The following is a 25,378-nucleotide window of genomic DNA, read 5'->3' on the forward strand; positions in this document are numbered from 1 at the left end:
TCATGGCCGTCTTTCTGAACCGCGAGACCCGCGTGCTTTGCCAGGGCATGACCGGCTGGGCCGGCACGTACCATGTGGCGCGGATGATGGAATATGGCACCCAGGTCGTCGGCGGCGTGACGCCGGGCAAGGGCGGCCGCTCGCATCTGAACCTGCCGGTCTATGAGCGCGTGGCGGACGCGCGGCGCGAGACCGGGGCCAATGCCAGCATCGTCTTCGTGCCGCCAGCCAACGCGGCTGCCGCCATGATCGAGGCGATCGAGGCCGAGATGCCGCTGGTCGTCACCGTCACCGAGCGCATTCCGACCCTGGACATGGTGCGGGTGCGTTCGGCGCTGAAGGGCGGGCGCACCACATTGGTCGGCGCCAATTCGCAGGGAATCCTGGTGCCGGGCGTCGGCAAGCTCGGCGTGATGGCCACCGGCAGTGAACGCCCGGGCGGTGTCGGCATCATCTCCCGGTCTGCCTCGTTGACGAGCGAGGTCGTGGCGCAGGTCACCGCCGCAGGGCTCGGCCAGTCTACGACGATCGGCGTCGGCGGCGATCCGATCCATGGCATTGGTATGCGCGAATGCCTCGAACTCCTGCTGGAGGATGCCGATACCGAATGTGTGGTGTTGATCGGCGAGATCGGTGGCACGGAGGAGGAGGAGGCGGCCGAGTATCTCGCCGGCGCCCGGACGTCGAAGCCCGTCATCGCGCTGATCGTCGGCCTGGAGGCGCCGCTGGATCGACGCATGGGCCATGCCGGTGCGCTCGCTTTGAGCGGAAAGGGCGATGCTGCCGGCAAGATCAGGGCGCTGGAGGCTGCCGGCGTGCGGATCGCGCCGAGCGCCCATCTGGTCGGCGAGACCGTCCGGCAGGCGCTCGCCGAGAGGAGTTAGTCGCGTTGCGGCAGCCTTCCGCCGATCGAGAGGGTGATCTCGTCGGCAGCGCGCCGCACCATCGGCCCGTATTCGTCGAGCTTGCGCGGGGTCACGCGGACCGACGGCCCGGAGATGGAGACGCTAGCGATCGCCTCGGCATGCTCGTTGAAGATCGGGGCGGCGACGCAGCGCATGCCCAGCGAGCGTTCCTCGTCGTCAAGCGCCCAGCCGCGCCGGCGGCCCTCCGCCAGCTCGCGCAGGAAGCGGCCGAGATCGGTGATCGTATGATCCGTGAAGCGCTCGAGACGCCGCAAGGCGCAGATCTGGCGCACGCGGTGCTCGGGGAGTTCGGCCAGCAACGCCTTGCCCACGCCGGAGGCATGCATCGCGCCGCGGCTGCCGGCCCGGAAGAAGGCGCGCAGCGTATCGTGGCTCTCGACCTGCGAGATGAACACCACCTCGCCATTGTCCTCGATGCCGAGATTGACCGTCTCGCCGCTGGCCTCCATCAGCGCATGCATGGTGGCGCGTCCCATGCTCGCGACGCGGCGGTTGCGCAGGAAGGCCGAGCCGGTCTTGAAGGCGCCGACACCGACCAGCCAGATGCCGCGCTCCATATCGTGCTGGACGTAAGCGCGGCTCTCCAGCGTCAGCAGGATGCGGTGCGCCGTCGAAGCCGAGACGCCGGAGCGCCGGCCGAGTTCGCTCAGCGTCAGGCCGTCCTCGTCGGCGAGGATCTCAAGCAAGGCCAGCCCGCGATCGAGCGCCTGCACCGCCCCACCGGCGAGCGCCGGCTTCAGCGAGCGTGGTCGTCCCCGTCCCTTGCGTTGCTCGCCCAGGCTCATGGCTCTCTCCGTGACCGACGCGAGGACGGTAGCAGAACACAGGTCACCCGTCGTTGCCAAATCAAAGCGAAATTATTTTGCACGATCGAAATCAAGCCGCTTTGAAATTATGTCAAGATACTGATTTTAAAGAGATTAGTATTTTCTGTCACATATTGAAAAAATATTCTGAAATAAATTGACCGAGGCACTCATCTGGAATTTGGTATGCCAATCGAGGTTTTCTTGCGGGAGAACGGGCATGCCGAAAATGCGAGCCGTCGAGGCGGCGGTCAGGGTTCTGGAACGTGAGGGCGTGACCCAGGCCTTCGGCGTGCCAGGCGCGGCGATCAACCCGCTCTACGCTGCGCTGAAGAGCCGTGAGTCGATCCACCACATCCTGGCGCGCCATGTCGAGGGCGCCTCGCATATGGCGGAGGGCTATACCCGGGCCAAGGCAGGCAATATCGGCGTCTGCATCGGCACCTCCGGCCCGGCCGGCACCGACATGATCACCGGCCTCTATTCGGCGATCGCCGACTCGATCCCGATCCTGTGCATCACCGGCCAGGCGCCGCGCGCCCGGCTCTACAAGGAGGATTTCCAGGCCGTCGACATCGAGGCCATCGCCAAGCCGGTGACCAAATGGGCCGTGACCGTGCGCGAGCCGGCTTTGGTGCCGCGCGTCTTCCAGCAGGCTTTCCACATCATGCGCTCGGGCCGTCCGGGCCCAGTGCTGATCGACCTGCCGGTCGACGTCCAGATGGCCGAGATCGAGTTCGACGACGAGACCTATGAGCCGCTGCCGGTCTACAAGCCGGCCGCCTCGCGCCGCCAGATCGAAAAAGCGATGGCGATGCTGGACGGCGCCGAGCGGCCGCTGATCGTCGCCGGCGGCGGCATCATCAACGCCGATGCTTCGGACCTTCTGGTCGAATTCGCCGAGCTCACCGGCGTTCCGGTGGTGCCGACGCTGATGGGTTGGGGCGCGATTCCCGATGACCACCCGCTGATGGCCGGCATGGTCGGGCTGCAGACCAGCCATCGCTACGGCAACGCGACGATGCTCGCCTCGGATTTCGTCCTGGGCATCGGCAACCGCTGGGCCAATCGCCATACCGGCTCGATCGAGACCTACACCAAGGGCCGAAAATTCGTCCATGTCGACATCGAGCCGACCCAGATCGGCCGGGTCTTCAATCCGGATTTCGGCATCGTCTCCGATGCGAAGGCGGCGCTGGAGCTCTTCCTCGAGGTGGCGCGCGAGCGGGAAGGGAAGGGGCTGCTGAAGAACCGCAACGGCTGGGCGCAGGACTGCCGCGACCGGCGCGCCACCATGCTGCGCAAGAGCCATTTCGACACCGTGCCGCTGAAGCCGCAGCGGGTCTATGAGGAGATAAACGAGGCCTTCGGACGCGACGTCTGCTACGTCTCGACCATCGGCTTGTCGCAGATCGCCGGCGCCCAGTTCCTGCGCGTCCACAATCCGCGACACTGGATCAATTGCGGCCAGGCCGGCCCGCTCGGCTGGACCTTGCCGGCAGCGCTCGGCGTGCGCGCCGCCGATCCCGAGCGCGAGATCGTAGCGCTCTCGGGTGACTACGACTTCCAGTTCCTGATCGAGGAGCTCGCGGTCGGGGCGCAGTTCAAGCTGCCCTACATCCACATCGTTGTGAACAACTCCTATCTCGGCCTGATCCGCCAGGCCCAGCGCGGCTTCGATATGGATTTCCAGGTCGGGCTCGCCTTCGAGAACATCAACGCGCCCGATCTCGACGGCTATGGCGTCGATCATGTCGCGGTCGCCGAGGGGCTCGGCTGCAAGGCGATCCGGGTCAAGAGTCCGAACGAGTTCAAGGCCGCCTTCGCCCAGGCCAGGGCCTGGCTCCAGGAGCACCAGGTTCCGGTGGTGATGGAGTTCATCCTCGAACGGGTCACCAACATCGCCATGGGCACCGAGATCGACAATGTCGTGGAGTTCGAGGAGGTGCTCGACCTGCCTCTGCCTGCGCCCGCGCTGCAGCCCGCCCAGTAAGCCCGATCAGTCTACGCCAGGGAGAGACCCATGCCTCGCTTTGCTGCCAACCTGACGATGCTGTTCAACGAGCTGCCCTTCCTGGAGCGCTTCCAGGCGGCGGCGGAAGCCGGCTTTAGCGGTGTCGAGTACCTGTTCCCCTATGGCTACGATAAATACGAGCTGGCGGGCCGGCTGAAGCGCTGGAAGCTGACCCAGGTGCTGCACAACCTGCCCGCCGGCGACTGGGCCGCGGGCGAGCGCGGCATCGCGATCCTGCCCGACCGGATCACCGAGTTCCAGCACGGCGTCTTCGATGCGATCGACTACGCCCTCAAGCTGGGTTGCAGGCAGGTCAACTGCCTTGCCGGCATTGCACCGCAGGGCGTCGAGCATGCCAGGCTGCACGAGACGCTGGTCAACAATCTGCGCTTTGCCGCGCATGAGCTGTCGCAGGAGGGTATCGCGCTGCTGGTCGAGCCGATCAACACGCGCGACATGCCGGGCTTCTTCCTGAACAGCACGGCGCAGGCGCTGAGCCTGCTCGACGACGTCGATTCAAGCAATGTCTTCTTGCAGTACGACGTCTATCACATGCAGGTCATGGAGGGGGATCTCGCCCGCACGATCGAGGCCAATCTCGACCGGATCGCCCATATCCAGATCGCCGACAATCCCGGCCGCAACGAGCCCGGCACCGGCGAGATCAACTTCCCGTTCCTGTACCGGCATCTCGACGCCATCGGCTACGCCGGCTGGATCGGCTGCGAATACAAGCCCGCCCGCAGCACCCGCGACGGCCTGACCTGGCTGCCGGGACACCCGAAGGCTGCGTGACGGAGACGGTCGGCGCGTCAGTCGAGCGGAGGATACGAAAGCATGGCGAATATCGGTTTCATCGGCCTCGGCATCATGGGCCGCCCCATGGCGGAGCACCTGATCACGGGCGGCCATACGCTGCACATATCGAGCCATCACAAGGCGCCGGATGCCGAGCTGCAGGCCAAGGCGGTCACAGTCCACCCGACGCCGAAGGCGGTCGCGGCGGCGAGCGAGATCGTCATCCTGATGCTGCCCGACACCCCGCAGGTCGAAGAGGTGCTGTTCGGCACCGATGGCGTGGCGCTCGGCCTGAACAAGGGCAGCATCGTCGTCGACATGAGCTCGATCTCGCCAATGGCGACGAAGGAGTTCGCGAAGCGGGTCGAGGCGAACGGCTCGTCCTATCTCGACGCACCGGTGTCGGGCGGCGAGGTCGGCGCCAAGGCGGCAAGCCTCACCATCATGGTCGGCGGGCCGCAAGGCGCGTTCGACACGGTCAAGCCGCTGTTCGAGCTGATGGGCAAGAACATCACGCTGGTCGGCGGCAATGGCGACGGGCAGACCACCAAGGTCGCCAACCAGATCATCGTAGCCCTGACCATCGAGGCGGTCGGCGAGGCCTTGCTGTTCGCCTCCAAGGCGGGGGCGGACCCCGCCAAGGTGCGCCAGGCGCTGATGGGCGGCTTCGCTTCCTCGAAGATCCTCGAGATCCATGGCGAGCGCATGGTCAAGCGCACCTTCAATCCGGGTTTCCGCATCGGATTGCACCAGAAGGACCTGAATCTGGCCCTGTCGACGGCGCGTTCGCTCGGCGTCTCGCTGCCGAACACGGCGACGGCGCAAGAGCTGTTCAACGCCTGCGTCGCCCATGGCGGCAAGGACTGGGATCACTCAGCCATGGTGCGGGCGCTGGAGATCATGGCGAACCACCAGGTCGCGACGTCCTAAAAGCAAGAAAGGGGAGGCCCATGAAGATCTGCATCTACGGCGCCGGCGCGATCGGCGGCTATATGGGCGTGATGCTCAAGCGCGGCGGCCTCGACGTCTCGCTCGTGGCGCGCGGCGCCCATCTGGAGGCGATCAACGCCAAGGGCCTGACCCTCGTCACCAAGACCGAGACGTTCACCGAGCAGATGCCGGCGAGCCGCGATCCACGCGATCTCGGCCGTCAGGACGTGGTGATCATCGCGCTCAAGGCGCATCAGGCCTGGGAGGCTGCGGAGGATCTGAAGCCGCTGCTCGGGCCCGACACCGCCGTCGTCACCGCTCAGAACGGCGTGCCGTGGTGGTATTTCCACGGGCTGGGCGGCGCCTATGCCGATCTGCGCCTGCGCAGCGTCGATCCTGGCGACCGGCAGTGGAATGCGATCGGCCCCAAGCGCGTGATCGGCTGCACGGTCTATCCGGCGACCGAGATCATCGAGCCCGGCGTGATCAAGCATGTCTATGGCGACCAGTTCGGCCTGGGCGAGCCCAATCGCCAGGAGAGCGGCCGGCTGACGCGCTTGGCCGAGGCGATCGCCGCCGGCGGCATGACGCCGCGGCTCTTCAGCGATATCCGCGACGACATCTGGCTCAAGCTCTGGGGCAATCTCTGCTTCAACCCGATCTCGGCGCTGACCCGTGCGACGCTCGACGTCGTCGCCACCGAGCCCGGCACCCGCGGGCTTGCCCGCAGCATGATGCTGGAGGCGCAGGCGATCGGCGAGAAGCTCGGCGTCCACTTCCGCGTCGATGTCGAGCGCCGGATCAACGGCGCGGCAGGCGTCGGCGGGCACCGTACCTCGATGCTGCAGGATCTGGACAAGGGCCGGCCGCTCGAGATCGACGCTCTGCTCACTGCGGTTCAGGAGATGGGACGTCTCGTCGAGACACCGACGCCTTACATCGACGCCGTGCTCGGGCTCGTCCAGCAGATGGCGAGCGTGAGGGGGCTGTATCCGACCTTTCCGCCCGAGGCGCTTGCCGGAGAGGGGGCGGCCGAACCGGCACAGGAGCGGCCGCTCCAGCTGGCGGCGTCGTGACAGGAAGGACCTGCCCATGTTGAACGCGACCATCGAGACGGCCGCATGGCCGGAGACGAAGCAGGCGAGCGTGCGTTGGGTGCGCTTTGCGTATGCGGGCCGCGAGCGGTTCGGCACGCTTGTCGGCGGGACGATCGCGATCCATAGCGGCGACATGTTTGCCGGTGCGCGGCCGACCGGGGAGCGGGTGCCGTTCGACGAGGTGACGTTGCTGGCGCCAAGCACGCCCTCCAAAATCATCGCGCTCTGGAATAATTTCCACGCGCTCGCTGGCAAGCTCGGGATGCCGGTGCCGGCGGAACCGCTCTATCTGATGAAGGCGCCGTCCTGCACGGCGGCGCCGGGCTTCACCGTAAGGCGCCCGCCGTCCTATGCCGGCAAGGTCGTCTATGAAGGCGAGCTCGGGATCGTCATCGGCCGCAATTGCAGTCGGGTCACCCCGCAGGAGGCCGGCGAACTCATCTTCGGCTATACCTGCGTCAACGACATCACGGCACTCGACCTGATCGCCGCCGACCCGACCTTCCCGCAATGGGTGCGGGCGAAGAGCTTCGACGGCTTCGGGCCGTTCGGGCCGGTGGTCGCGACCGGCCTCGACCCGCGCGACCTGACGGTTCGCACGCTGCTGAACGGCCAGGAGCGGCAGAACTATCCGGTCGCCGACATGATCTTCCAGCCGCACGAGCTCGTCAGCCGGCTCTCCCATGACATGACGCTGCTGCCGGGGGATCTGGTCTGCTGTGGCACCTCGCTTGGCGTCGGCGCCATGAAGGAGCCGGTCAACCGGGTCGAGGTGACGATCGAGGGCATCGGCACGCTGGCCAACGTCTTCGTGCAGGGCGGCTAACAAGCATCTCAGTCGAAGATGTCGGCGTGCTGGTCGACGAAGGCGGCGAGGCCCAGCGTGTGTTCGCGCGACAGGCGCTCCGCAAGAGCGACGTCGCGCTGCTCGAGCGCTTCGATGATCTGCAGATGGTCGACGATGGAGCGGCTGGCGCGGTCCTCGCGCCCGATCGTCATCTGGCGGATGCCACGTACATGCAGCAGCAGATTGTCGGTCATCTCGACGAGCAATTGCGATTTGCTCAGCCCGATCAGGGTCTGATGGAAGAGAAGATTGGCCGACGAGTATTCGCCGACATGGTCGGACGGCTTGTGTGCCTCGTCGAAAGCCTTGAACAAGAGGCGAAGCCTGCCGATCTCGGCATCGCTGGCACGCTCTACGGCGAGGCGCGCGGCCATGCTCTCCAGCGCCGCCCAGGCCTGGATCATCTCGACGATCTCGCTCTTGGTCTTCTTCAGGACCATGATGCCACGGCGTGGCAGCGACTTCACCAGCCCTTCCTGCTCGAGCATCGCGACGGCCTCGCGCACCGGCGTACGGCTGACGCCGAGCTGCTCCGAGAGCTGGCGCTCGTCGATCCAGGTCGGCTCCGGCGTGCCGTAGATGTCCATGGTGATGATCGCCTGCTTCAGCGCAGCATAGACCTTGGTCTTGAAGGTCACCTCGGGCGCGAAGCGTTTGAGCTCGAGGCCCTGCGTCACGGCGGCGGGTGTGGTGGTGGCGCTGGGGGCTTTCACGATCGCTACTCCTGCATTGCTGCAGGGCATAGCGCCGGGGGCACGCCGCGTCTACGCGGCGGGCAAAGTTGATTGCCGTAGCGGCAGCCGGAATGGAGGCCCTGTGTCCGGATGGTTACGGGCGCCACAGGGGAAGGTCGGATCGACTGATCGTCGGCTGGGACCTCGCAGCCGGGATCAGAATGACCATTCGATCTCGGCGCAGCGCTTCTTGACGGCGACCTCGCCGCTGAGCAGCTCGACCAGCGTCTTTCCAAGCCGCGCCGGCGAGGGCGAGACCCGGATGCCGGCCGCTTCCATCGCCGCGATCTTGTCCTCGGCACCGCCCTTGCCGCCGGAAATGATCGCCCCCGCATGGCCCATGCGGCGGCCGGGAGGCGCCGTCCGGCCGGCGATGAAGCCGACTATCGGCTTGGCTCGTCCGCGCTTGGCCTCATCCCTGATGAACTGGGCCGCGTCTTCCTCGGCCGAGCCGCCGATCTCGCCGATCATCACGATCGACTCGGTCGCAGGATCGGCCAGGAAGAGTTCGAGCATGTCGATAAACTCGGTGCCCTTGACCGGATCGCCGCCGATACCGACCGCCGTCGTCTGGCCCAGCCCCTCGCAGCTGGTCTGGAACACCGCCTCATAGGTCAGCGTGCCCGAGCGCGAGACGATGCCGACCGAGCCACGCTTGAAGATGTTGGCCGGCATGATGCCGATCTTCGACTCGCCGGCAGTGACGATGCCGGGGCAGTTCGGCCCGATCAGGCGGGATTTCGAGCCGCTCAGCATGCGCTTGACCTTGATCATGTCCATCACCGGGATGCCTTCGGTGATGCAGACGATCAGCGGGACTTCGGCGTCGATCGCCTCGCAGATCGCGTCCGCTGCGCCCGGCGGCGGGACATAGACGACGGAGGCGGTGGCGCCGGTCTTCGCGCGCGCCTCGGCGACGGTGTTGAACACGGGCAGGCCGAGATGGCTCTGGCCGCCCTTGCCGGGAGCGACGCCGCCGACCATGCGCGTGCCATAGGCGATCGCCTGCTCGGAGTGGAAGGTGCCGTTCTTGCCGGTGAAGCCCTGGCAGATGACCTTTGTGGCCTTGTCGATCAGGATGGACATGTTTCTTCCCCTAGATCACGTCGCGTTGGCGCGGGCTCGTCTCAACGCAAAAAGCGTGATCGTTTTTAGTTGTTTGGAGCATTGCCCGTGCGGGAACTCGGCTCCCGCGCTTTCTTCCCGTCCCTAATTCTTGCGCACGGCGGTGACGATCTTCTGGGCGGCGTCGTCGAGGTCGTCGGCGGGAATGACGTTGAGGCCGGAGGAGCGGATGATCTGCTTGCCCTCCTCGACATTGGTGCCTTCGAGACGGACGACGAGCGGGACCTCGAGGCCGACGGCCTTGACCGCCGCGATCACGCCGCGGGCGATGACGTCGCATTTCATGATGCCGCCGAAGATGTTGACGAGGATGCCCTTCACCTTCGGATCGGCGGTGATGATCTTGAAGGCCGCGGTGACCTTCTCCTCGGAGGCGCCGCCGCCGACGTCGAGGAAGTTGGCGGGCGATTCTCCATAGAGCTGGATGATGTCGAGCGTCGCCATGGCGAGGCCGGCGCCGTTGACCATGCAGCCGATCGTGCCGTCGAGCGCGATATAGGCGAGGTCGTACTTCGACGCCTCGATCTCCTTGGCGTCCTCTTCTGTCTCGTCGCGCAGCTTGTAGACGTCCGGATGCCGGTAGAGCGCGTTGTCATCGAAGGCGATCTTGGCGTCGAGGCAGCGCAGCTTGCCGTCCTTGGTGACGATCAGCGGGTTGATCTCGAGCATCGCCATGTCCTTGGCGATGAAGGCCGCATAGAGCTTGGCGGTCAGGTCCTCAGCCTGCTTGGCGAGATCGCCGGAGAGGTTCAGCGCCTCGGCGACAGTGCGGCCGTGCAGCGGCATGATGCCGGTCGCTGGATCGACCGAAAAGGTCTTGATCTTCTCGGGCGTATCGTGCGCGACGGCCTCGATGTCCATGCCGCCTTCGGTCGAGACCACGAAGGAGATCCGCGAGGTCTCGCGGTCGACCAGCATGGAGAGGTAGAATTCCCGGTCGATCAGCGAGCCGTCCTCGATATAAAGCCGATTGACCTGCTTGCCGGCCGGACCGGTCTGGACGGTGACGAGCGTGTGGCCGAGCATCTGCTGGACGAAGGCCTTGGCCTCGTCCACCGATTTCGCCAGGCGCACGCCGCCCTTTTCGCCGGCCTCCGGCTCCTTGAAGGTGCCCTTGCCGCGGCCGCCGGCATGGATCTGCGACTTGACCACCCAGACCGGGCCGCGCAGCTGCTTGGCCGCCGCTTCGGCATCCTCCGCCGTCAATACCGGGAACCCGTCCGGGACGGGCACGCCGAATTCCCTGAGCAATCCCTTCGCCTGATATTCATGGATGTTCATCGCGATCTCTCTCGGAGTTCGGGGAGAGCGACCGGGCCTTTCCGCGGCGCCGGCCAATCGGAACAGAAGCCTTGAACGATTTGTCTGCGCGCTTTCCGTTCGACCATCGATCGAACGGAAAGAATTCGCGCAAAACTATAATGTTGACCATGCCCTTATCGCAAAAGTGGTATGCACTTTTGCGGAACATGCTCTAGGCCGCTCCCTCCTGCCGGATGGGAGCGGCGGTCACGCTGTGCGTGCAGCCTGCGCTGGACGGAGCCCGGGCGTCGGCGGTGTCGGTGTCTGTCGCTCAGCCCTTGATCAGGCCGGCTGCGCGCGCCCATTTGTACTTGGCGCCAAGCACCTCGACCGGCGTCTCCGTGGTGTACGGATAGGCGACGATGCCGTGGTCGTAGAGCTTCTCGCAGGCCTTCTCGACCTCGACATCGCCGACCAGCGAGGCGACGATCGGCTTGTCGATGCCCTTGGCGCGCGCCTCGGTCACGACCTCGATCATCTTGTCGGCGAAGACCAGGGGCGGGGTCACGATCGTGTGCCAGTAGCCGAGGATCAGCGCATGGATGCGCTCGTCATTGAGGCCGAGCCGGACCGTGTTCTGGTAGGTCAGCGGCGGCTCGCCGCCGGTGATGTCGACCGGGTTTCCGGCGGCGCCGAAGGGCGGGATGAACTTGCGGAACGCCGCGTCGAGATCCTCCGGCATCTTCATCAGCGTCAGGCCGTTGTCGAAGCAGGCGTCCGAGAGCAGCACGCCGGAGCCGCCGGCGCCGGTGATGATCAGGACGTTCTCGCCCTTCGGCGCCGGCAGGACCTGCACGCCGCGGGCATATTCGAGCATGCCGCGCAGCGAGGGCGCGCGGATGACGCCGGACGCCTTGAGGATGTCGTCATAGATCTTGTCGTTGCCGGCGAGCGCGCCGGTGTGCGAGGCGGCAGCCTTGGCGCCGTAGGCGGTGCGTCCGGCCTTGAGCACGATCACCGGCTTCTTCTTCGAGACGCGCTCGGCGACCTCGGAGAAGGCGCGGCCGTCCTTCAGGTCCTCGCAATGCATCGCGATCACCGAGGTGTTTGGATCCTGCTCGAAGAAGGTCAAGAGGTCGTCCTCGTCGAGATCCGACTTGTTGCCGAGGCCGACGATCGAGGAGACGCCCATCTTGGTCGAGCGGGCAAAACCGATGATCGACATGCCGACGCCGCCGGACTGCGAGGACAGGGCCGCCTTGCCCTTGACGTCGAAGGCCGTGCAGAAGGTCGCACAGAGGTTTTCCGGCGTATAATAGAAGCCGTAGATGTTCGGCCCCATGATCCGGACATTGTACTTGCGGGCGGTCGCCAGCAGCTCTTCCTGCAGCTCGGGTTCGCCCGACTCTGCAAAGCCCGAGGGGATCATCACCGCGCCGGGCACGCCCTTGCGGCCGACCTCGTCCATGGCGCCATTGCAGAGCTTGGCCGGCACCGCGAAGACAGCTACATCGACCTCGCCGTCATAGTCGAGGATCGACTTGTAGGCCTTGATGCCCTCGATCGTGTCGGCCTTCGGGTGCACGGGCACGATTGTGCCCTTGTAGCCGCCATTGATCAGGTTCTTCATCACCGAATTGCCGATCTTGCCGGCCTCGTTCGAGGCGCCGATCACCGCCACCGCCTTCGGGTGGAAAATGCGGTTCATCGCCCTGACGATCTCATCCTGATCCGGGCGGAAGCGTTCCTTGCGCGCCTCGAAATTGCAGACGATGCGGGCGTCGACCGCGGTCGCGCCGGACTTGGTCGCGAAGACCGGGTTGAGGTCGAGTTCCTCGATCTCCGGGAAATCGTCGAGCAGCGCCGAGACCTGGACGAGGATCGAGGCGAGCGCGCCGCGGTCGACGGCTTCGCCACCGCGCACGCCGTCGAGCATCTCCTTGGCCTTGATCGAGCCGATCATGTCGAGCGCCTGCGCCTCGTTGACCGGAGCGAGGCGGAAGGTCAGGTCCTTCAGCACCTCGACGAGCACGCCGCCGAGACCGAAGGCGACGAGCTTGCCGAAGGAGGGGTCGGTGATCGCGCCGATCAGCGTCTCGGTCGCGCCCGTGGGCAGCATCTGCTGGACCTGGATGCCCTCGATCTTGGCGTCGGCCTTGTACTTCCTGGCATTGGCCAGGATGGTGTCATGGGCTCGGCGCGCCTCGTCATCGCTCTTGACGCCGACGATCACGCCGCCGGCATCGGTCTTGTGCAGGATGTCGGCGGACACGATCTTCATGACGACGGGATAGCCCATGCCGCCGGCGAGCCTGGCGGCCTCATCGGCCGATTTGGCTAGGCCTTCCTTGGGCAGCGGGATGTCGTAGGCGTCGCAGACCAGCTTGGCTTCGGGAGCCGTCAGACTGGTGCGGCCATCGGCCTTGACGCCATCCAGGACCTTGCGAACCGTTGCCTGGTCGACGTCTGTTTCGCGCGGATTCATCTTGAGGGCTGCGTGATTCATGATGCGCTTCCTCCCGTGGAATCTTATTTGCTGATCCTTCGGCGGGCTGCCCGTGTGCTTCGGTGCGTTCCGCCCGGCCGAGGTTCTTGTTTGGTATTTGGCATGCCAATTAGCGCAACTGTCAAGAGGGGATTAGTGACGAGAAGCGACGGATTGGGCCCGACAATGCGAATCGACTCTGCCACGCGTCATAAATTGGCATTATGAATGCCAGTGATAGCACCTCAGAATCTGTCGAATAAGCCCTCCCGGTTCGCCGCGAGTGCCGGGATGACGGCGCAGCAAGCGGGCGTCGGCTCGGCCTAGGGTTCGAACGAGAAGGCCAATCTGTTACAGCAACCGGTGCGAACCGGCTTCGGCCGAACAATTCCGACCGCTGCACCAGGCTCTGCCACGCGCCCTCGGGGGTCGCCCTGATGGAGGGCGTCAATTCCCGCGCGGTCACCGCACCGTTCGCTCTCGGTGCGAAACCATGCGCGCATGAAAAAGAGGCGGCACCTCGTTGCCAAAGCGCCGCCCATAGTCGCCATCGAGGGCTCGGAGGGAGCTATTCCGCCGCCTCGCGGGTCAGCGCGCCGGTGGCGCCGGACTCGGTGATCGCGGCGATCCGTGCCTCGTCGAATTTCAGAACGTCGCGCAGCACCTCGTCGGTGTGCTCGCCGAGCAGCGGCGAGCGCTTCACGACGGTCGGGCTGTTGGAGAGCTTGATCGGATTGCCGACCGAGAGGTACTTGCCGCGCTTGGGATGGTCGACCTCGACCACGGTGCCGGTGTCGCGCAGCGACTTCTCCTCGGCGATCTCCTTCATCGACAGGATCGGCCCGCAGGGGATGTCGTATTCGTTGAGGAGGTCCATGGCCTCGAACTTGGTCTTGGTCATGGTCCACTGCTCGATCCGCCCGAAGATCTCGTTCAGCCGAGGCAGGCGAGCCGGCGGCTTGGCGTAGTTCGGATCGGTCTTCCAGCCCGGCTCGCCGATGACGTCGCAGATCTTCTCCCAGACAGGCGCCTGGGTGATGAAGTAGATGTAGGCGTTGGGGTCGGTCTCCCAGCCCTTGCACTTGAGGATGCGGCCGGGCTGGCCGCCGCCGGAATCATTGCCGGCGCGCGGCACGGCGTCGCCGAAGGGCACGCCCTCGCCGAACTGGCTGTATTCCTTCAGCGGGCCGTGCTCGAGGCGCTGCTGGTCGCGCAGCTTGACGCGGCAGAGATTGAGCACGCCGTCCTGCATCGCGCAGTCGACCTTCTGGCCGAGGCCGGAATGGGTGCGGTGATAGAGCGCCGTGACGATGCCGAGCGCCAGATGCAGCCCGGTGCCGGAATCGCCGATCTGGGCGCCGGTGACGAGCGGCACGCCGTCGCGGAAGCCGGTGGTCGAGGCGGCGCCGCCGGCGCATTGCGCGACGTTCTCGTAGACCTTGCAGTCCTCATAGGGACCGGGGCCGAAGCCCTTGACCGAGGCGACGATCAGCCGGGGATTGGTGGCGTGGATCTTCTCCCAGGTCAGGCCCATGCGGTCGAGCACGCCGGGGGCGAAGTTCTCGACGAGGACGTCGCAGACCTTCACCATCTCCCAGAGCACTTCCATGCCCTTGGGGTTCTTGGTGTCGAGCGTGATCGAACGCTTGTTGTGGTTCAGCATCGTAAAATAGAGGCTGTCGGCATCCGGCACGTCGCAGAGCTGGCCGCGCGTAATGTCGCCGCTGCCGGGACGCTCGACCTTGATCACGTCGGCGCCGAACCAGGCGAGAAGCTGCGTGCAGGTCGGGCCTGACTGGACATGGGTGAAATCGAGAATCTTGACGCCTTCGAGCGCTTTCATTGTTGAGTCCTCCCTTACTTCTTCTTGAGTGCGCTTTGCGGATTGAGATTGCCGATGCGGCCGCTTTCGCTGCCAGCGGTCGGGTCGATCACCGCGTTGATCAGGGTGGGCTTGCCGCTGTCCATCGCGGCGTTGACGGCGCGCTTCAGTTCGTCGGGCGAGACCGCGTTGACGCCGACGCCGCCGAACGCCTCCATCATGCGGTCGTAGCGGGCATCCTTGACGAAGACGGTCGTGGCCGGATCGTCGCCAGCCGTGTTGACGTCGGTGCCGCGATAGATGCCGTTGTTGTTGAAGATGACGACGCAGACCGGCAGGTTGTACCGGCAGATCGTCTCGACCTCCATGCCGGAGAAGCCGAAGGCCGAATCGCCTTCGACGGCGAGCACGGGCTTGCCGGTCTCGACAGCGGCGGCGATGGCATAGCCCATGCCGATGCCCATCACGCCCCAGGTGCCGACATCGAGACGCTTGCGCGGCTGATGCATGTCGATGACGCCGCGCGCGAGGTCGAGCGTGTTGGCGCCTTCATTGATCAGGATGGCGTCAGGCCGCTCCGCGATGATCGTACGCAGCACACCGAGCGCACCGTGATAGTCCATCGGCACGTTGTTGTTCATCAGGCGCGGCGCCATCTTGGCGACGTTCTCGTCGCGCTTCCTGGCGACGGCCGCGGTCCAGTCGGCCGGCGGCACCGGCCAGGCGCCGCCCATGCCCGCGAGCAGCGCGGAGACGCAGGAGCCGATATCGCCGACCACGGGGGCGACGATCTCGACATTGGAGTCCATCTCCTTCGGCTCGATGTCGATCTGGATGAACTTCTTCGGCTGATCGCCCCAGCTCTTGCCCTTGCCGTGCGACAGCAGCCAGTTGAGCCGAGCGCCGATCAGCATGACGACGTCGGAATCCTTCAGCACCGTCGAGCGCGCCGCGCCGGCGCATTGCGGATGCAGATCCGGCAGCAGGCCCTTGGCCATGCTCATCGGCAGGAAGGGAATACCGCTCCTTTCGACGAACTGGCGGATCTCGTCGTCGGCCTGGGCATAGGCCGCGCCCTTGCCGAGGATGATCAGCGGGCGCTTGGCCCCCTTTAGCACGTCGAGCGCGCGCTTGACCGAGTCCGGCGCCGGCAGCTGGGCCGGCGCGGCATCGATCACCTTGACCAGCGACTTGCGGCCTTCCTCGGCGTCCATCACCTGGCCGAACAGCTTGGCCGGCAGGTCGAGATAGACGCCGCCGGGCCGGCCGGAGACCGCGGCCCGGATCGCGCGCGCCAGACCGATGCCGATATCCTGCGCGTGCAGGATGCGGAACGCCGCCTTGCACAGCGGCTTGGCGACGGCGAGCTGGTCCATCTCCTCATAGTCGCCCTGCTGCAGATCGACGATCTCACGCTCCGACGAGCCGGAGATCAGGATCATCGGGAAGCAGTTCGTGGTCGCGTGCGCGAGCGCGGTCAGGCCGTTGAGGAACCCGGGTGCCGAGACGGTGAGGCAGATGCCGGGCTTCTTGGTGAGGAAGCCAGCGATCGAGGCGGCGTAACCGGCATTCTGTTCGTGGCGAAACGACAGCACGCGAATGCCCGCCGCCTGCGCCATGCGGCCGAAATCGGTGATCGGGATGCCCGGCACGCCATAGATCGTGTCGAGGCCGTTGAGCTTCAACGCATCGATGATGAGGTTGAAGCCGTCGGTCAGCTCGCGCTCAGCTTCCGGCGCGGCAGAAGAGATGCTTTGTACAACTGCGGACATCCCGCTTCTCCCTAGATGGATGTTTGTTGTCGATAATTCTTCTTTGTTGGTCTTGGTCCGGCTCAGTCGAGCTGGACGAATTGTTCGACGTGCTGGCGCAGCTTGAGCGTGTGCTCACGCACGAGGCGCTCGGCGCGCTCGCCGTTGCGGGTCTCCAGGGCCTCGATGATCTCCTTGTGATCGACGATCGAGCGCCTGGCCCGGTCCTTCTCGAAGATCGTGCGCTGGCGGATGCCGCGCACATGCGTGAACAGGCCGTTGGTGATCTCCGCGATGAGCTTGCAGCCCGAGAGGGCGATGATCGCCGCGTGAAAGCGGATATTGGCGTCGGAGTACTCGCCCACATGCCCTTCGAGCGCGTCGCTGTCGAAGGTGTCGACGAGGGTGTGCAGCCCGGCGATCTCCTCGTCCGAGGCGACTTCGGTGGCGAGCCGGGCGGCCATGCTTTCGAGGGCGGCCCAGACCGTGATCATCTCGAGGATCTCGGCCTTGGTTTTGCGCACGATGAAGATGCCGCGTCGGGGCGCGATCCTGACCAGGCCTTCCTGCTCGAGCTGGGCCAGCGCCTCGCGCAGCGGCGTCCGGCTGACGCCGAACTGGAGCGAGAGCGCGCGCTCGTCGAGCCGCAGCTCGGCGCCGGCGTCATAGATCTTCATCGCGCCGATCGCGGCCTTCAGCGCCTCATAGGTGCGGCTCTTGAGGCTCTGCACCTCCTCGATCGGCTGAATTTCAAGCTGTGCCTTGATCATTGCGACGTTGATTTCCGTTCTGCCTTACCCGAGCCTCGCCCGGACACAGGATGCGTCCCAGTCCGGTGGTTTCTGGCATACCATATAATGAAAGAAATGGTGGCGCAACGGCCGAAACCCAGCAATTATTATGCTGCGCCGCATCCAAATATGGCATATTGCATGCCAAACAGTTTCATCCTAGGCTAACTCAAACAAGGCCAGTCAGCTCTGCGTTGGTCATTGCGCGGTCCCTGAACAAGGCCATTTTATGGGGACGAAGCGCTATGGATGAACTGAACGCCCTGTTCGGCGGATTCGCCGTTGCTCTCAGCGCCTATCACATCCTGCTCATGGTCATCGGCATCACGCTCGGCGTCGTCATCGGCGTTCTGCCGGGGCTCGGCGGTGCAAACGGCGTCGCCATTCTCCTGCCTTTGACCTTCACCATGCCGCCGACCTCGGCGATCATCCTGCTGACCAGCATCTACTGGGGCGCGCTGTTCGGCGGCGCCATCACCTCGATCCTGTTCAACATTCCCGGCGAGCCCTGGTCGGTGGCGACGACCTTCGATGGGCACCCGATGGCGCAGAACGGCAAGGCCGACGAGGCGCTGGTCGGCGCCTTCACGGCCTCCTTCGTCGGCGCCATCTTCGCCGTCTGCCTGATCACCTTCCTGGCGCCGGTGGTCGCGAAATTCGCCTTGAAATTCGGTCCAGCCGAGTTCTTCGCGGTGCAGTTCCTCACCTTCGCCAGCTTCATCGGCATGGGCCGGGGCTCGCCGTTCAAGACGATCGCCTCGATGTGTCTCGGCTTCGCGCTCGCCTCCGTCGGGCTCGACGGCGTGACCGGCACCCTCCGGATGACCTTCGGGCAGGACGAGCTGCTGAACGGCTTCAAGTTCCTCGTCGCCGTCATCGGCCTGTTCGGCATCGGCGAGATCCTCTGCTCGATGGAGGACGGGCTGAAGTTCAACGGCGCCGCCGCAAAGCTGCGCATGGACGCGGTCATCCGCACCTGGAAGCAGCTGCCGGGGATGTGGCTGACCTTTCTGCGCAGCTGCATCGTGGGTTGCTGGATGGGCATCACGCCCGGCGGCGCGACACCGGCCTCCTTCATGGGCTACGGCATCGCCAAGCGCTTATCGAAGCGGGGCGACAATTTCGGCAAGGGCGAGCTCGAGGGCGTGGTGGCGCCGGAGACCGCCGCCCACGCCGCCGGCACGAGCGCGCTGCTGCCGATGCTGACGCTCGGCATCCCGGGCTCGCCGACCGCGGCGGTGCTGCTCGGCGGCCTGCTGATCTGGGGTCTGCAGCCCGGCCCGCTGCTCTTCGTCGAGCAGAAGGATTTCGTCTGGGGCCTGATCGCCTCGATGTATCTCGGCAACGTCGTCGGCCTCATCATGGTGCTGACCTGCGTGCCCTTTTTCGCCGCGATCCTGCGCGTGCCTTTCTCGATCATCGCGCCGGCTATCGTCTTCGTGTGTGCCATCGGTGCCTTCACCGTGAACAACGCGATGTTCGATGTCTGGATGATGCTGGTCTTCGGCGTGATGGGCTACCTGTTCAACAAGCTGCGCTATCCGCTGCCGCCGCTCGTGCTGGCGCCGGTGCTCGGCGACCAGGCGGAGAGCTCCTTCCGCCAGGCCATGCTGGTCTCGCAGGGCAATGTCGGCGTGTTCTGGTCGAACTGGCTCTGTGGCGGGATCATGACGCTCGGCCTGCTGATGGCGTTCTGGCCGGCCCTGCAGGCGCTGCGCACCAAACTCTCGAGCAACAACGCCGTCGCCCGCGCAGCCTGAGACCCGCGCGGGCCGGTTTCCGCAAGCTATTCGCCTTCATGACTTTACCAACGCGGCACCAAAGCCGCCTCAAGGGAGGAAGCGTGATGATCCGGACGGGAGTGTCTAAGGCAAGGACAATTGCGATAGCGCTGGCGGCGAGCGCCTGCCTGACCGCGCCAGCCCTGGCGCAGCAGAAATGGGAACCGAGCAAGCCCGTGACGCTGGTCATCCCAGCGGGTACCGGCGGCGGTGCCGACCAGATGGCGCGCTTCATCCAGGGCGTCGTCCAGAAGCACAGCCTGATGAAGCAGCCGCTGATCGTGATCAACAAGGCGGGCGGTGCCGGCGCCGAAGGCTTCCTGGAGATGAAGGCCAGCGCCAACGATCCGCACAAGATCACCATCACCCTGTCGAACGTCTTCACGACGCCGCTCGGCACCGGCTCGCCCTTCAACTGGAAGGACATGAAGCCGGTCGCGATGCTGGCGCTCGACCAGTTCATCCTGTGGACGAACAGCGAGAAGCCTTACAAGACGACGAAGGACTATATCGACGCGGTGAAAGCCGGCGACGACCGGGCCTTCAAGATGGGCGGCACCGGTTCGAAGCAGGAAGACCAGATCGTCACGGCGGCGGTCGAGCAGCAGACAGGCGGTAAGAAGTTCACCTACGTGCCCTATGCCGGCGGCGGTCAGGTCGCGGTTCAACTCGTCGGCAACCATGTCGACTCGACCGTGAACAACCCGATCGAGGCCGTCGGCCAATGGCGTGCTGGCCAACTGCGTCCGCTCTGCATCTTCGATGCGCAGCGCTCGACCTACACCGCCAAGGTCACCGAGAAGGAAGCCTGGAGCGACATTCCGACCTGCAAGGAATCGGGTTTGCCGGTCGAGTACCAGATGCTGCGCGGCATCTTCACCACCAAGAACGCCAAGCCCGAGCAGGTCGCCTTCTATGTCGATCTGCTCAAGAAGGTGATGGGAACGCCGGACTGGAAGGAGTTCATGGAAAAGGGCGCCTTCAACCAGACCTTCATGACCGGCCCCGATTTCGAAAAGTGGCTGACCACTGCGGAGGCGCTGCATTCCGACTTGATGAAAAAGGCCGGCTTCCTCGCGACCCAGTGAGCCCGAGAGCAGCGGAGCGCGGCGCCAGGGATCGCGCTCCGATCAGCCAACCGTCATGAAGCCGACGCGCCGGGAACACAAGCCAGCCAGGAGCAAGACAATGAGCAGCAACGAAGAAGCCGAAGAACGCCCGCTCGTCAGCCATCGCACACTGGACATCGCGGTCGCGATCTTCTTCCTGATCGTCGCGGCGATCGTGATGACCGACAGCCTGCGCCTCGGCATTTCCTGGAAGCCGAACGAGGGGCCGCAACCCGGCCTGTTCCCGTTCTACATCGTCATGGCGATGGGCATCGCCTCGCTGATCAATCTGGCCCATGCGCTGCCGGACACGGCAGAGGGCGAGAAGGTTGCGACCACTGTTCCGGGCATCAAGCGCATGGCGGCGATCTTCGTTCCGGCCGTCGTCTTCGTGCTGGCGACGAACTATATCGGCATCTACGTTTCTGCCGCGATCTATATCGGCGCCTTCATGGTGTTCTTCGGCAAGTTCGCGGTGTGGAAGGCTCTGGCGGTCTCGCTCGGCATTGCGATCGTCAATTTCATGATGTTCGAGGTTTGGTTCCTGGTGCCGCTGCCGAAGGGGCCGCTGGAGACGGCGCTCGGCTATTGACCGTCTATGCTGCGCGAACTGTTCGAGGCGGCCCTCCGGCGCTGCGTCGCGGAGGGGCCGGCCGGCGGCGAAGGCTTCGCGGTCAGTGCCAGCCTGATCAGGGCCGATCTCAGCGTCGTCCGGCGCAATTGACCGGCCCAGCACGGTTCATCGGGTTCCCGGCCGCACGCCCACCCCCGGCGCGCCAATGCCGCGAGTGGCTGCGGCGCGGGCGACCGGCCTAGGGCGTAGGACGACGCGGGAGCGGCAATGCAGCCGACAGGGTCGTTGACGTACTGGCAGTAGACCACGGCGCGAACCTCGCCGGCGCTCCCCATGATCAAGCCGATCGTAGCGCCAGCAGAATGACCGAAAGCTTCATCCGTGCCTCCTTCGACCAAGTATCATGAACTTCGGGCGTCGGCCGGGGATCTTCTGCCGCAGCTTCATGTCGCCTGGCGTATTGCAGGGAATTTTTGCGCGCCGGAGGGGACGAAACTGGGCGCCGCTATGTCAATGTGTCTGCCATATGAATTCCTGCATCAGTAAGTCCTATCCGATGAGCGCTTGGCGCAGCGCCGGGACGTCGTCCAGCACACAATCGACAAAGGCGGCGATGCGCGGCGTCCTGCGCAGGTCGGGCGGGGTGAGCAGATACCAGCTTCGGGTCAGTTCGGGGACCGGCGGCAGCACTTGAACGAGCGTGTCCTCGGCATCGCCGAGCGTCGTCGGCAGCGGCGCGACGCCGATGCCGGCCTTCACCGATGATACGACGCCCAGCATGCTGGAACTGCGGCTGACAATGTGGGCGTCCGGAACCGCCGTAGGCAGCCATTTGGCGACGCGGTGATTCTGCATGATGCCGTCGAACCCGATCAGTGCATGTGCAGACAGGTCTGGGATGCTCCGGGGCCGGCCGTGCTGCTGAATGTAGTTCCGGCTTGCGTAGATGGCCCATACCGAATCGCAGATCTTGCGGCCCACGAGGCTGTCATCGACAGGCTCGCCGGAGCGGAAGGCGACATCGGCCTCGCCCTTGGTCAGGTCCAGATAGCGATCGCTGGTGACGAATTCCACGGAAAGGCCGGGATAGCCGGCATGGAAACGGTCGAGCAGGCCCGATGCGGCAATGCGCGGCATCACCGGTTCCGGGCAGGTCAGGCGAATGGTTCCTGTCAGGTCGAGCTTCAGCGCGCCGATCTTTCGTTCGAGCTGTGCGACGGCGACTTCGACGGCTGCGACGTCGCCGATCAGTGCTTCGCCCAACTCGGTCAGGCGGTATCCCGCCGGCTGCCGCTTCACGAGGCCGAGACCGATGCGCCGCTCAAGCTCCAACAGTCTGCGATGGACAGTCGACTGATTGACGCCAAGCGCCTTTGCTGCAGCAAGCGTGCTGCCGAACCGTGACACGGCAATCAGGTGGCGCAGATCGCTCCAGTCGAACATGGCGGCCATTATGCACTTTTGCGCGAGGCTTTTGCAGACTCGCTGCTGCCGCCAGGACATGGAACGCCCTAGCCTTCCCGAAAGAGCAGCGGGAGAAAAGCCATGTACGAGAAATCGGATGTTGAAACCATGACGGCCGCCCTAACGGTCGGCGTCACACGCAGCGTGCAGGACAGTGGAATGGCAAAGCTCACGCCGCTGTACCGCGAGACAGTGCAAGGGATGCCGGTAGCGCAGGATCAGGAAATCAGGGTTCTGTTCGCCACCCTGCTGCCGGGCGATGTTACGCCTTACCATTCACATCGTCATCCGGTGACCGTCTATATGCTCGAGGGAACCTTCACGCTTGAACTCGATGGCCGCGATCCGGTCGATATCGAGGCAGGCCAGGTCTTCGTCGAGCCTGCGGTGGTCAACATGACGGGCCGCAACAAGGGTGATGTGCCGGCACGTATGGCGCTGTTCTATGTCTGCGAGCCCGATGAGCCGTTCGCCGATCCGGCCCATCCGCGCTGAACCGGCGTCCATTTGCTGGCATAGGATTCTCAGCCTGGTTCGTCGCGGAGAAGAAAACCAAACGAAAGACAGACGGTTAAGATTGGCGCACCGGAGAGGATGAAACTGGGCACCGCTATGTCATTGCCGGTCCTCTGTAATTCGAGACGCAACTAACCCGCCCTTTGCGAGCTGCCCGTTCCGTGAACCAAATCGTGCATCTCAAAACGGCTGGATAGGTCCCATCCTTTGGGGATGCGGGTGCGATCACAAAGCATGCAGCGGCAGGGCCGGACGCTTCTCGTCTTATTTTTCGATAAGAAATCGCGCACTGCACCAGTCGCACTGCCTGACGGATGAGGAAGTGCCACAACGCGTCTTGAGTCGATCCCTGCGGCGCGGGCTGCGTGGCGGACGATCCTCGGGCCTTTTTGGCCAAGCGCCACGATGTCGGCATCGGTTGGTACGCTAGCAAGTTCCTCGGCGAGATAGGTTTCCACGTACTTCCTGAGTTCCGGATGTTCGAGAGAGTCGATTTGGTTGTTGAACAGCTTACCGTTGATGAAGGTCGGGTATCGGATGGTTGAGGTGAAATGGACCTTGGACGCTTCTTTGGTCCAAAGGTTGTCGATGTCCTCGATGCCGGCGCTTTCGGCCAAGCCGCCATGTTCCAAGAGTGACTTTAGATTTGGTTCTATTACGTTGCCGCGAAATGATGCCTCGGCCTTTATTCTTTCAAGATCGGCTTGGGGGTCAATTCCCTTGACGGCGGCTGCCCGCACGGCGTCATAGCTGCGTCGCGCCTGGGTTGGACCGGGCGTCACTCCAACGATTACGATGCGGGCATTTCGATTTATGTGGTCAAACGGAGCCCCGAGAATCTCGATGCCATAAGCATCGGTGGCCCCACGCGACGGATGGAGGCGGAGCCTTTCTGGCTTCTTCAGTTCCCTGTCCAAGTCATGCGTGGAAAGCGTCGGCAAGAGATTCATCATCGCAATGTCCTCGGACGGAGCTGTCAAATCTCGCAATACTCAGCAACATCAAAAAGTCGCCCAAGAGCCGGAGAGTGGCTTGGAGACTAGCGCGGGGCGTTTTCTGTCGGTCCCATCGCAGCGCAGAAATGACCCGTCTGTGACCAAGACCGGCGCATCATGTCATGATAAAATCAAAGTGGCGCGCCATTCAGGATAGAACTGCGAACTCCTATGTAATTGAAATATTGGCATGATTTCTAAAATGGCTGAACGTAGGAACGAGCCGGCAGCAAATCGGCGCACCGGCGGCGCTGTTTCGATCCGCGCTCCCTCGAGAGAGCGACTCGAAAGCCTGTTGCATGGCGTTAGTTACAACGAGTTTCACTTGACCCCCCCGGCGGTGAGACCTTCGACGAACCACTTTTGCGCGGCGAGGAACGCGAGCACCAGCGGCGCCACAACGAGCGTGGCTCCAGCCATCAACGGCCCCAGATCGTTGCCAGATTCCTCATTGCGAAATGCGATCACGCCAAGTGTCGGCGGCATCAGATGTTGGTCGCGGACGGCGATCAAGGGCCAGAACAGATCATTCCAATGCGACACAACCGACAAGATCCCGAAGGACAGGGCGGCCGGCCAAGCCATAGGCAGCATGATACGGAACACGATGGCGATTTCGGAGAATCCATCGAGCCGGGCGGCGTGGATGATATCATCGGGAATGGAGCGGAAGAACTGACGAAAAAGAAAGATGCCGAAAGGCGAGACGACGAACGGTAGAACGAGCGCAGCGAACGAATTGAGGATTCCGAGTTGCCAGCAGAGAACGAACAATGGCAGCGCCAAAACCTGGTGCGGAATGAGCAGGGCGACGAGGACCAGCACGAACATGGCCTGGCGCCCGCGAAACTCCAGCTTGGCGAGCGCGTAGGCGGCCGGCGCGCAGACCGCGATCTGGCAGACCAGAATCGTCGAGCAGATCAGGACGCCATTGAGAAGGAAGCGCGGCAAGGGCACCGAGGTGAGAGCGGCTCGATAGTTCTCGAAAGCATGCCACTGTTCAGGAAGAAACGAGAAGCCGCTTCGAAATACCTCGCCTGGCGGTTTCAACGACAACGACACCATCCATAAAAACGGTATCGAGATGAGAAATGCCGTTGTGAAAAGCATCAGGTGACGCCCAGCTGCCGCAAGCGGTATGTATCTGCGTGTCATTGGTAATGCACTCGCTTGTCGAAAATCTTCGCTTGCGTCAACGTCAGCGTGGTGACGATAACGAGGAAGACGACTCCGATCGCCGCACCGTACCCGGTTCGCAAGAATTCGAAGCTCTCCACATAGAGCGTGTGAAGCAGCATTTCCGATGCTTGTCCGGGCCCTCCCTGCGTCAGGACCTTCACGGTGTCGAACGTCTCGAAGGCTCTGACCGCCAGTACGATCAGCACGAACATGCCAACTGGCCCAAGCAGCGGCATCGTGACGAGACCGAAGCGGGCGAGCGGTCCGTCGGCTCCATCCACGGCGGCGGCATCTGACCTGAGACCCTGATCTTCCTCCAGATTTGAGTAGAGTCCGTCACTCACGGAGACGGACGATGCGCCCCTCACGATTCACGGAAGAGCAGATCATCG

General features: G+C 64.3%; 23 protein-coding genes. 11 read left to right on the plus strand and 12 right to left on the minus strand.

The genetic code is table 11. From position 1 onward, the window contains the following. The first annotated feature begins 2 nt into the window (after positions 1-2). Positions 3-884 carry a succinate--CoA ligase subunit alpha gene (sucD, locus tag ACFPOB_RS12380; RefSeq protein WP_377798702.1) on the plus strand — a complete coding sequence of 294 codons (882 nt, stop codon included), beginning with the start codon at positions 3-5 and terminating at the stop codon, positions 882-884. Here the strand turns inward: sucD (ACFPOB_RS12380) and bhcR are convergent. Further along, positions 881-1,711, minus strand: coding sequence for an HTH-type transcriptional regulator BhcR (bhcR, locus tag ACFPOB_RS12385; protein WP_377798703.1), 831 nt, complete (start codon positions 1,709-1,711; stop codon positions 881-883). The genes sucD (ACFPOB_RS12380) and bhcR overlap by 4 nt on opposite strands. Positions 1,712-1,952: 241 nt before the next feature. On the opposite strand from bhcR, the gene gcl reads away from it, so the two are divergent. The 5 genes from gcl to ACFPOB_RS12410 are packed head-to-tail and all read left to right on the plus strand — an operon-like array spanning position 1,953 to position 7,397. Then, entirely contained in the window at positions 1,953-3,725 is a 1,773-nt protein-coding gene (gene gcl, locus ACFPOB_RS12390) for a glyoxylate carboligase (RefSeq protein WP_377798705.1), read from the plus strand. Between the two features lie 30 nt (positions 3,726-3,755). Beyond that, positions 3,756-4,541 (plus strand): hydroxypyruvate isomerase, encoded by a 786-nt coding sequence (gene hyi / locus ACFPOB_RS12395; RefSeq protein WP_377798707.1) that lies wholly within the window; start codon positions 3,756-3,758, stop codon positions 4,539-4,541. A gap of 42 nt (positions 4,542-4,583) precedes the next feature. Next, positions 4,584-5,474 (plus strand): 2-hydroxy-3-oxopropionate reductase, encoded by an 891-nt coding sequence (locus tag ACFPOB_RS12400; RefSeq protein WP_377798709.1) that lies wholly within the window; start codon positions 4,584-4,586, stop codon positions 5,472-5,474. Positions 5,475-5,494: 20 nt separating this feature from the next. Then, positions 5,495-6,550 carry a 2-dehydropantoate 2-reductase gene (locus ACFPOB_RS12405; protein ID WP_377798710.1) on the plus strand — a complete coding sequence of 352 codons (1,056 nt, stop codon included), beginning with the start codon at positions 5,495-5,497 and terminating at the stop codon, positions 6,548-6,550. 16 nt (positions 6,551-6,566) lie between these two features. Further along, entirely contained in the window at positions 6,567-7,397 is an 831-nt protein-coding gene (locus ACFPOB_RS12410; RefSeq protein ID WP_377798712.1) for a fumarylacetoacetate hydrolase family protein, read from the plus strand. Between the two features lie 8 nt (positions 7,398-7,405). On the opposite strand, the gene ACFPOB_RS12415 is transcribed toward ACFPOB_RS12410, so the two are convergent. The 7 genes from ACFPOB_RS12415 to ACFPOB_RS12445 all read right to left on the minus strand — a co-directional run bounded on the left by ACFPOB_RS12415 (position 7,406) and on the right by ACFPOB_RS12445 (position 17,347). Beyond that, positions 7,406-8,161 (minus strand): GntR family transcriptional regulator, encoded by a 756-nt coding sequence (locus ACFPOB_RS12415; protein WP_092154683.1) that lies wholly within the window; start codon positions 8,159-8,161, stop codon positions 7,406-7,408. Between the two features lie 147 nt (positions 8,162-8,308). Beyond that, positions 8,309-9,238 carry a succinate--CoA ligase subunit alpha gene (gene sucD, locus ACFPOB_RS12420; protein WP_377798713.1) on the minus strand — a complete coding sequence of 310 codons (930 nt, stop codon included), beginning with the start codon at positions 9,236-9,238 and terminating at the stop codon, positions 8,309-8,311. A 123-nt stretch (positions 9,239-9,361) separates the two neighbouring features. Further along, positions 9,362-10,558 carry an ADP-forming succinate--CoA ligase subunit beta gene (gene sucC / locus ACFPOB_RS12425; RefSeq protein ID WP_377798715.1) on the minus strand — a complete coding sequence of 399 codons (1,197 nt, stop codon included), beginning with the start codon at positions 10,556-10,558 and terminating at the stop codon, positions 9,362-9,364. A gap of 292 nt (positions 10,559-10,850) precedes the next feature. Further along, positions 10,851-13,025, minus strand: a complete 2,175-nt coding sequence (locus tag ACFPOB_RS12430; protein ID WP_377798716.1) for an acetate--CoA ligase family protein — start codon at positions 13,023-13,025, stop codon at positions 10,851-10,853. 547 nt (positions 13,026-13,572) lie between these two features. Next, positions 13,573-14,847: a formyl-CoA transferase gene (frc, locus tag ACFPOB_RS12435; protein ID WP_092154677.1), complete on the minus strand. Its 1,275-nt coding sequence runs from the start codon at positions 14,845-14,847 to the stop codon at positions 13,573-13,575. 14 nt (positions 14,848-14,861) lie between these two features. Continuing rightward, positions 14,862-16,598, minus strand: coding sequence for an oxalyl-CoA decarboxylase (gene oxc / locus ACFPOB_RS12440; RefSeq protein WP_377798719.1), 1,737 nt, complete (start codon positions 16,596-16,598; stop codon positions 14,862-14,864). Between the two features lie 62 nt (positions 16,599-16,660). Further along, entirely contained in the window at positions 16,661-17,347 is a 687-nt protein-coding gene (locus ACFPOB_RS12445; protein WP_092154672.1) for a GntR family transcriptional regulator, read from the minus strand. Between the two features lie 266 nt (positions 17,348-17,613). Here ACFPOB_RS12445 and ACFPOB_RS12450 point away from each other — a divergent pair, with 266 nt between their 5' ends. The 4 genes from ACFPOB_RS12450 to ACFPOB_RS12465 all read left to right on the plus strand — a co-directional run bounded on the left by ACFPOB_RS12450 (position 17,614) and on the right by ACFPOB_RS12465 (position 20,982). Next, a complete protein-coding gene (locus tag ACFPOB_RS12450) occupies positions 17,614-19,128 on the plus strand; it encodes a tripartite tricarboxylate transporter permease (protein WP_377798721.1) in 1,515 nt (504 codons plus the stop codon). Positions 19,129-19,214: 86 nt separating this feature from the next. Then, the gene (locus ACFPOB_RS12455; protein ID WP_377798723.1) at positions 19,215-20,237 is read left to right on the plus strand and encodes a Bug family tripartite tricarboxylate transporter substrate binding protein; all 1,023 of its coding nucleotides are present in this window, start codon (positions 19,215-19,217) and stop codon (positions 20,235-20,237) included. 100 nt (positions 20,238-20,337) lie between these two features. Continuing rightward, positions 20,338-20,850, plus strand: a complete 513-nt coding sequence (locus ACFPOB_RS12460; protein ID WP_377798725.1) for a tripartite tricarboxylate transporter TctB family protein — start codon at positions 20,338-20,340, stop codon at positions 20,848-20,850. 6 nt (positions 20,851-20,856) lie between these two features. Next, a complete protein-coding gene (locus ACFPOB_RS12465; protein ID WP_377798750.1) occupies positions 20,857-20,982 on the plus strand; it encodes a hypothetical protein in 126 nt (41 codons plus the stop codon). A gap of 399 nt (positions 20,983-21,381) precedes the next feature. Here the strand turns inward: ACFPOB_RS12465 and ACFPOB_RS12470 are convergent, their stop codons facing one another. Then, positions 21,382-22,284, minus strand: a complete 903-nt coding sequence (locus ACFPOB_RS12470; protein WP_377798726.1) for a LysR family transcriptional regulator — start codon at positions 22,282-22,284, stop codon at positions 21,382-21,384. Positions 22,285-22,377: 93 nt separating this feature from the next. Here ACFPOB_RS12470 and ACFPOB_RS12475 point away from each other — a divergent pair, with 93 nt between their 5' ends. Further along, positions 22,378-22,791 carry a cupin domain-containing protein gene (locus ACFPOB_RS12475; protein ID WP_377798728.1) on the plus strand — a complete coding sequence of 138 codons (414 nt, stop codon included), beginning with the start codon at positions 22,378-22,380 and terminating at the stop codon, positions 22,789-22,791. A 152-nt stretch (positions 22,792-22,943) separates the two neighbouring features. Here ACFPOB_RS12475 and ACFPOB_RS12480 read toward each other — a convergent pair whose 3' ends face one another. From ACFPOB_RS12480 to ACFPOB_RS12490, 3 genes are all read right to left on the minus strand, one after another. Continuing rightward, on the minus strand, positions 22,944-23,765 hold the full coding sequence (locus ACFPOB_RS12480) for a hypothetical protein (protein ID WP_377798730.1): 822 nt from the start codon (positions 23,763-23,765) through the stop codon (positions 22,944-22,946). A 363-nt stretch (positions 23,766-24,128) separates the two neighbouring features. Next, positions 24,129-24,917, minus strand: a complete 789-nt coding sequence (locus tag ACFPOB_RS12485) for a carbohydrate ABC transporter permease (protein ID WP_377798732.1) — start codon at positions 24,915-24,917, stop codon at positions 24,129-24,131. A gap of 41 nt (positions 24,918-24,958) precedes the next feature. Continuing rightward, positions 24,959-25,330: a carbohydrate ABC transporter permease gene (locus ACFPOB_RS12490; RefSeq protein ID WP_377798733.1), complete on the minus strand. Its 372-nt coding sequence runs from the start codon at positions 25,328-25,330 to the stop codon at positions 24,959-24,961. Positions 25,331-25,378 lie beyond the last annotated feature (48 nt).

The sequence above is a fragment of the Allobosea eneae genome (genome assembly GCF_042657265.1).
GTDB lineage: Bacteria > Pseudomonadota > Alphaproteobacteria > Rhizobiales > Beijerinckiaceae > Allobosea > Allobosea eneae.

Excerpts from the sequence above, each read along its gene's own strand:
- sucD (WP_377798702.1), top strand. The coding sequence starts at position 3 with ATGGCCGTCTTTCTGAACCGCGAGACCCGCGTGCTTTGCCAGGGCATG.
- bhcR (WP_377798703.1), bottom strand. The coding sequence starts at position 1,711 with ATGAGCCTGGGCGAGCAACGCAAGGGACGGGGACGACCACGCTCGCTG.
- gcl (WP_377798705.1), top strand. The coding sequence starts at position 1,953 with ATGCCGAAAATGCGAGCCGTCGAGGCGGCGGTCAGGGTTCTGGAACGT.
- hyi (WP_377798707.1), top strand. The coding sequence starts at position 3,756 with ATGCCTCGCTTTGCTGCCAACCTGACGATGCTGTTCAACGAGCTGCCC.
- ACFPOB_RS12400 (WP_377798709.1), top strand. The coding sequence starts at position 4,584 with ATGGCGAATATCGGTTTCATCGGCCTCGGCATCATGGGCCGCCCCATG.
- ACFPOB_RS12405 (WP_377798710.1), top strand. The coding sequence starts at position 5,495 with ATGAAGATCTGCATCTACGGCGCCGGCGCGATCGGCGGCTATATGGGC.
- ACFPOB_RS12410 (WP_377798712.1), top strand. The coding sequence starts at position 6,567 with ATGTTGAACGCGACCATCGAGACGGCCGCATGGCCGGAGACGAAGCAG.
- ACFPOB_RS12415 (WP_092154683.1), bottom strand. The coding sequence starts at position 8,161 with ATGCCCTGCAGCAATGCAGGAGTAGCGATCGTGAAAGCCCCCAGCGCC.
- sucD (WP_377798713.1), bottom strand. The coding sequence starts at position 9,238 with ATGTCCATCCTGATCGACAAGGCCACAAAGGTCATCTGCCAGGGCTTC.
- sucC (WP_377798715.1), bottom strand. The coding sequence starts at position 10,558 with ATGAACATCCATGAATATCAGGCGAAGGGATTGCTCAGGGAATTCGGC.
- ACFPOB_RS12430 (WP_377798716.1), bottom strand. The coding sequence starts at position 13,025 with ATGAATCACGCAGCCCTCAAGATGAATCCGCGCGAAACAGACGTCGAC.
- frc (WP_092154677.1), bottom strand. The coding sequence starts at position 14,847 with ATGAAAGCGCTCGAAGGCGTCAAGATTCTCGATTTCACCCATGTCCAG.
- oxc (WP_377798719.1), bottom strand. The coding sequence starts at position 16,598 with ATGTCCGCAGTTGTACAAAGCATCTCTTCTGCCGCGCCGGAAGCTGAG.
- ACFPOB_RS12445 (WP_092154672.1), bottom strand. The coding sequence starts at position 17,347 with ATGATCAAGGCACAGCTTGAAATTCAGCCGATCGAGGAGGTGCAGAGC.
- ACFPOB_RS12450 (WP_377798721.1), top strand. The coding sequence starts at position 17,614 with ATGGATGAACTGAACGCCCTGTTCGGCGGATTCGCCGTTGCTCTCAGC.
- ACFPOB_RS12455 (WP_377798723.1), top strand. The coding sequence starts at position 19,215 with ATGATCCGGACGGGAGTGTCTAAGGCAAGGACAATTGCGATAGCGCTG.
- ACFPOB_RS12460 (WP_377798725.1), top strand. The coding sequence starts at position 20,338 with ATGAGCAGCAACGAAGAAGCCGAAGAACGCCCGCTCGTCAGCCATCGC.
- ACFPOB_RS12465 (WP_377798750.1), top strand. The coding sequence starts at position 20,857 with ATGCTGCGCGAACTGTTCGAGGCGGCCCTCCGGCGCTGCGTCGCGGAG.
- ACFPOB_RS12470 (WP_377798726.1), bottom strand. The coding sequence starts at position 22,284 with ATGGCCGCCATGTTCGACTGGAGCGATCTGCGCCACCTGATTGCCGTG.
- ACFPOB_RS12475 (WP_377798728.1), top strand. The coding sequence starts at position 22,378 with ATGTACGAGAAATCGGATGTTGAAACCATGACGGCCGCCCTAACGGTC.
- ACFPOB_RS12480 (WP_377798730.1), bottom strand. The coding sequence starts at position 23,765 with ATGATGAATCTCTTGCCGACGCTTTCCACGCATGACTTGGACAGGGAA.
- ACFPOB_RS12485 (WP_377798732.1), bottom strand. The coding sequence starts at position 24,917 with ATGCTTTTCACAACGGCATTTCTCATCTCGATACCGTTTTTATGGATG.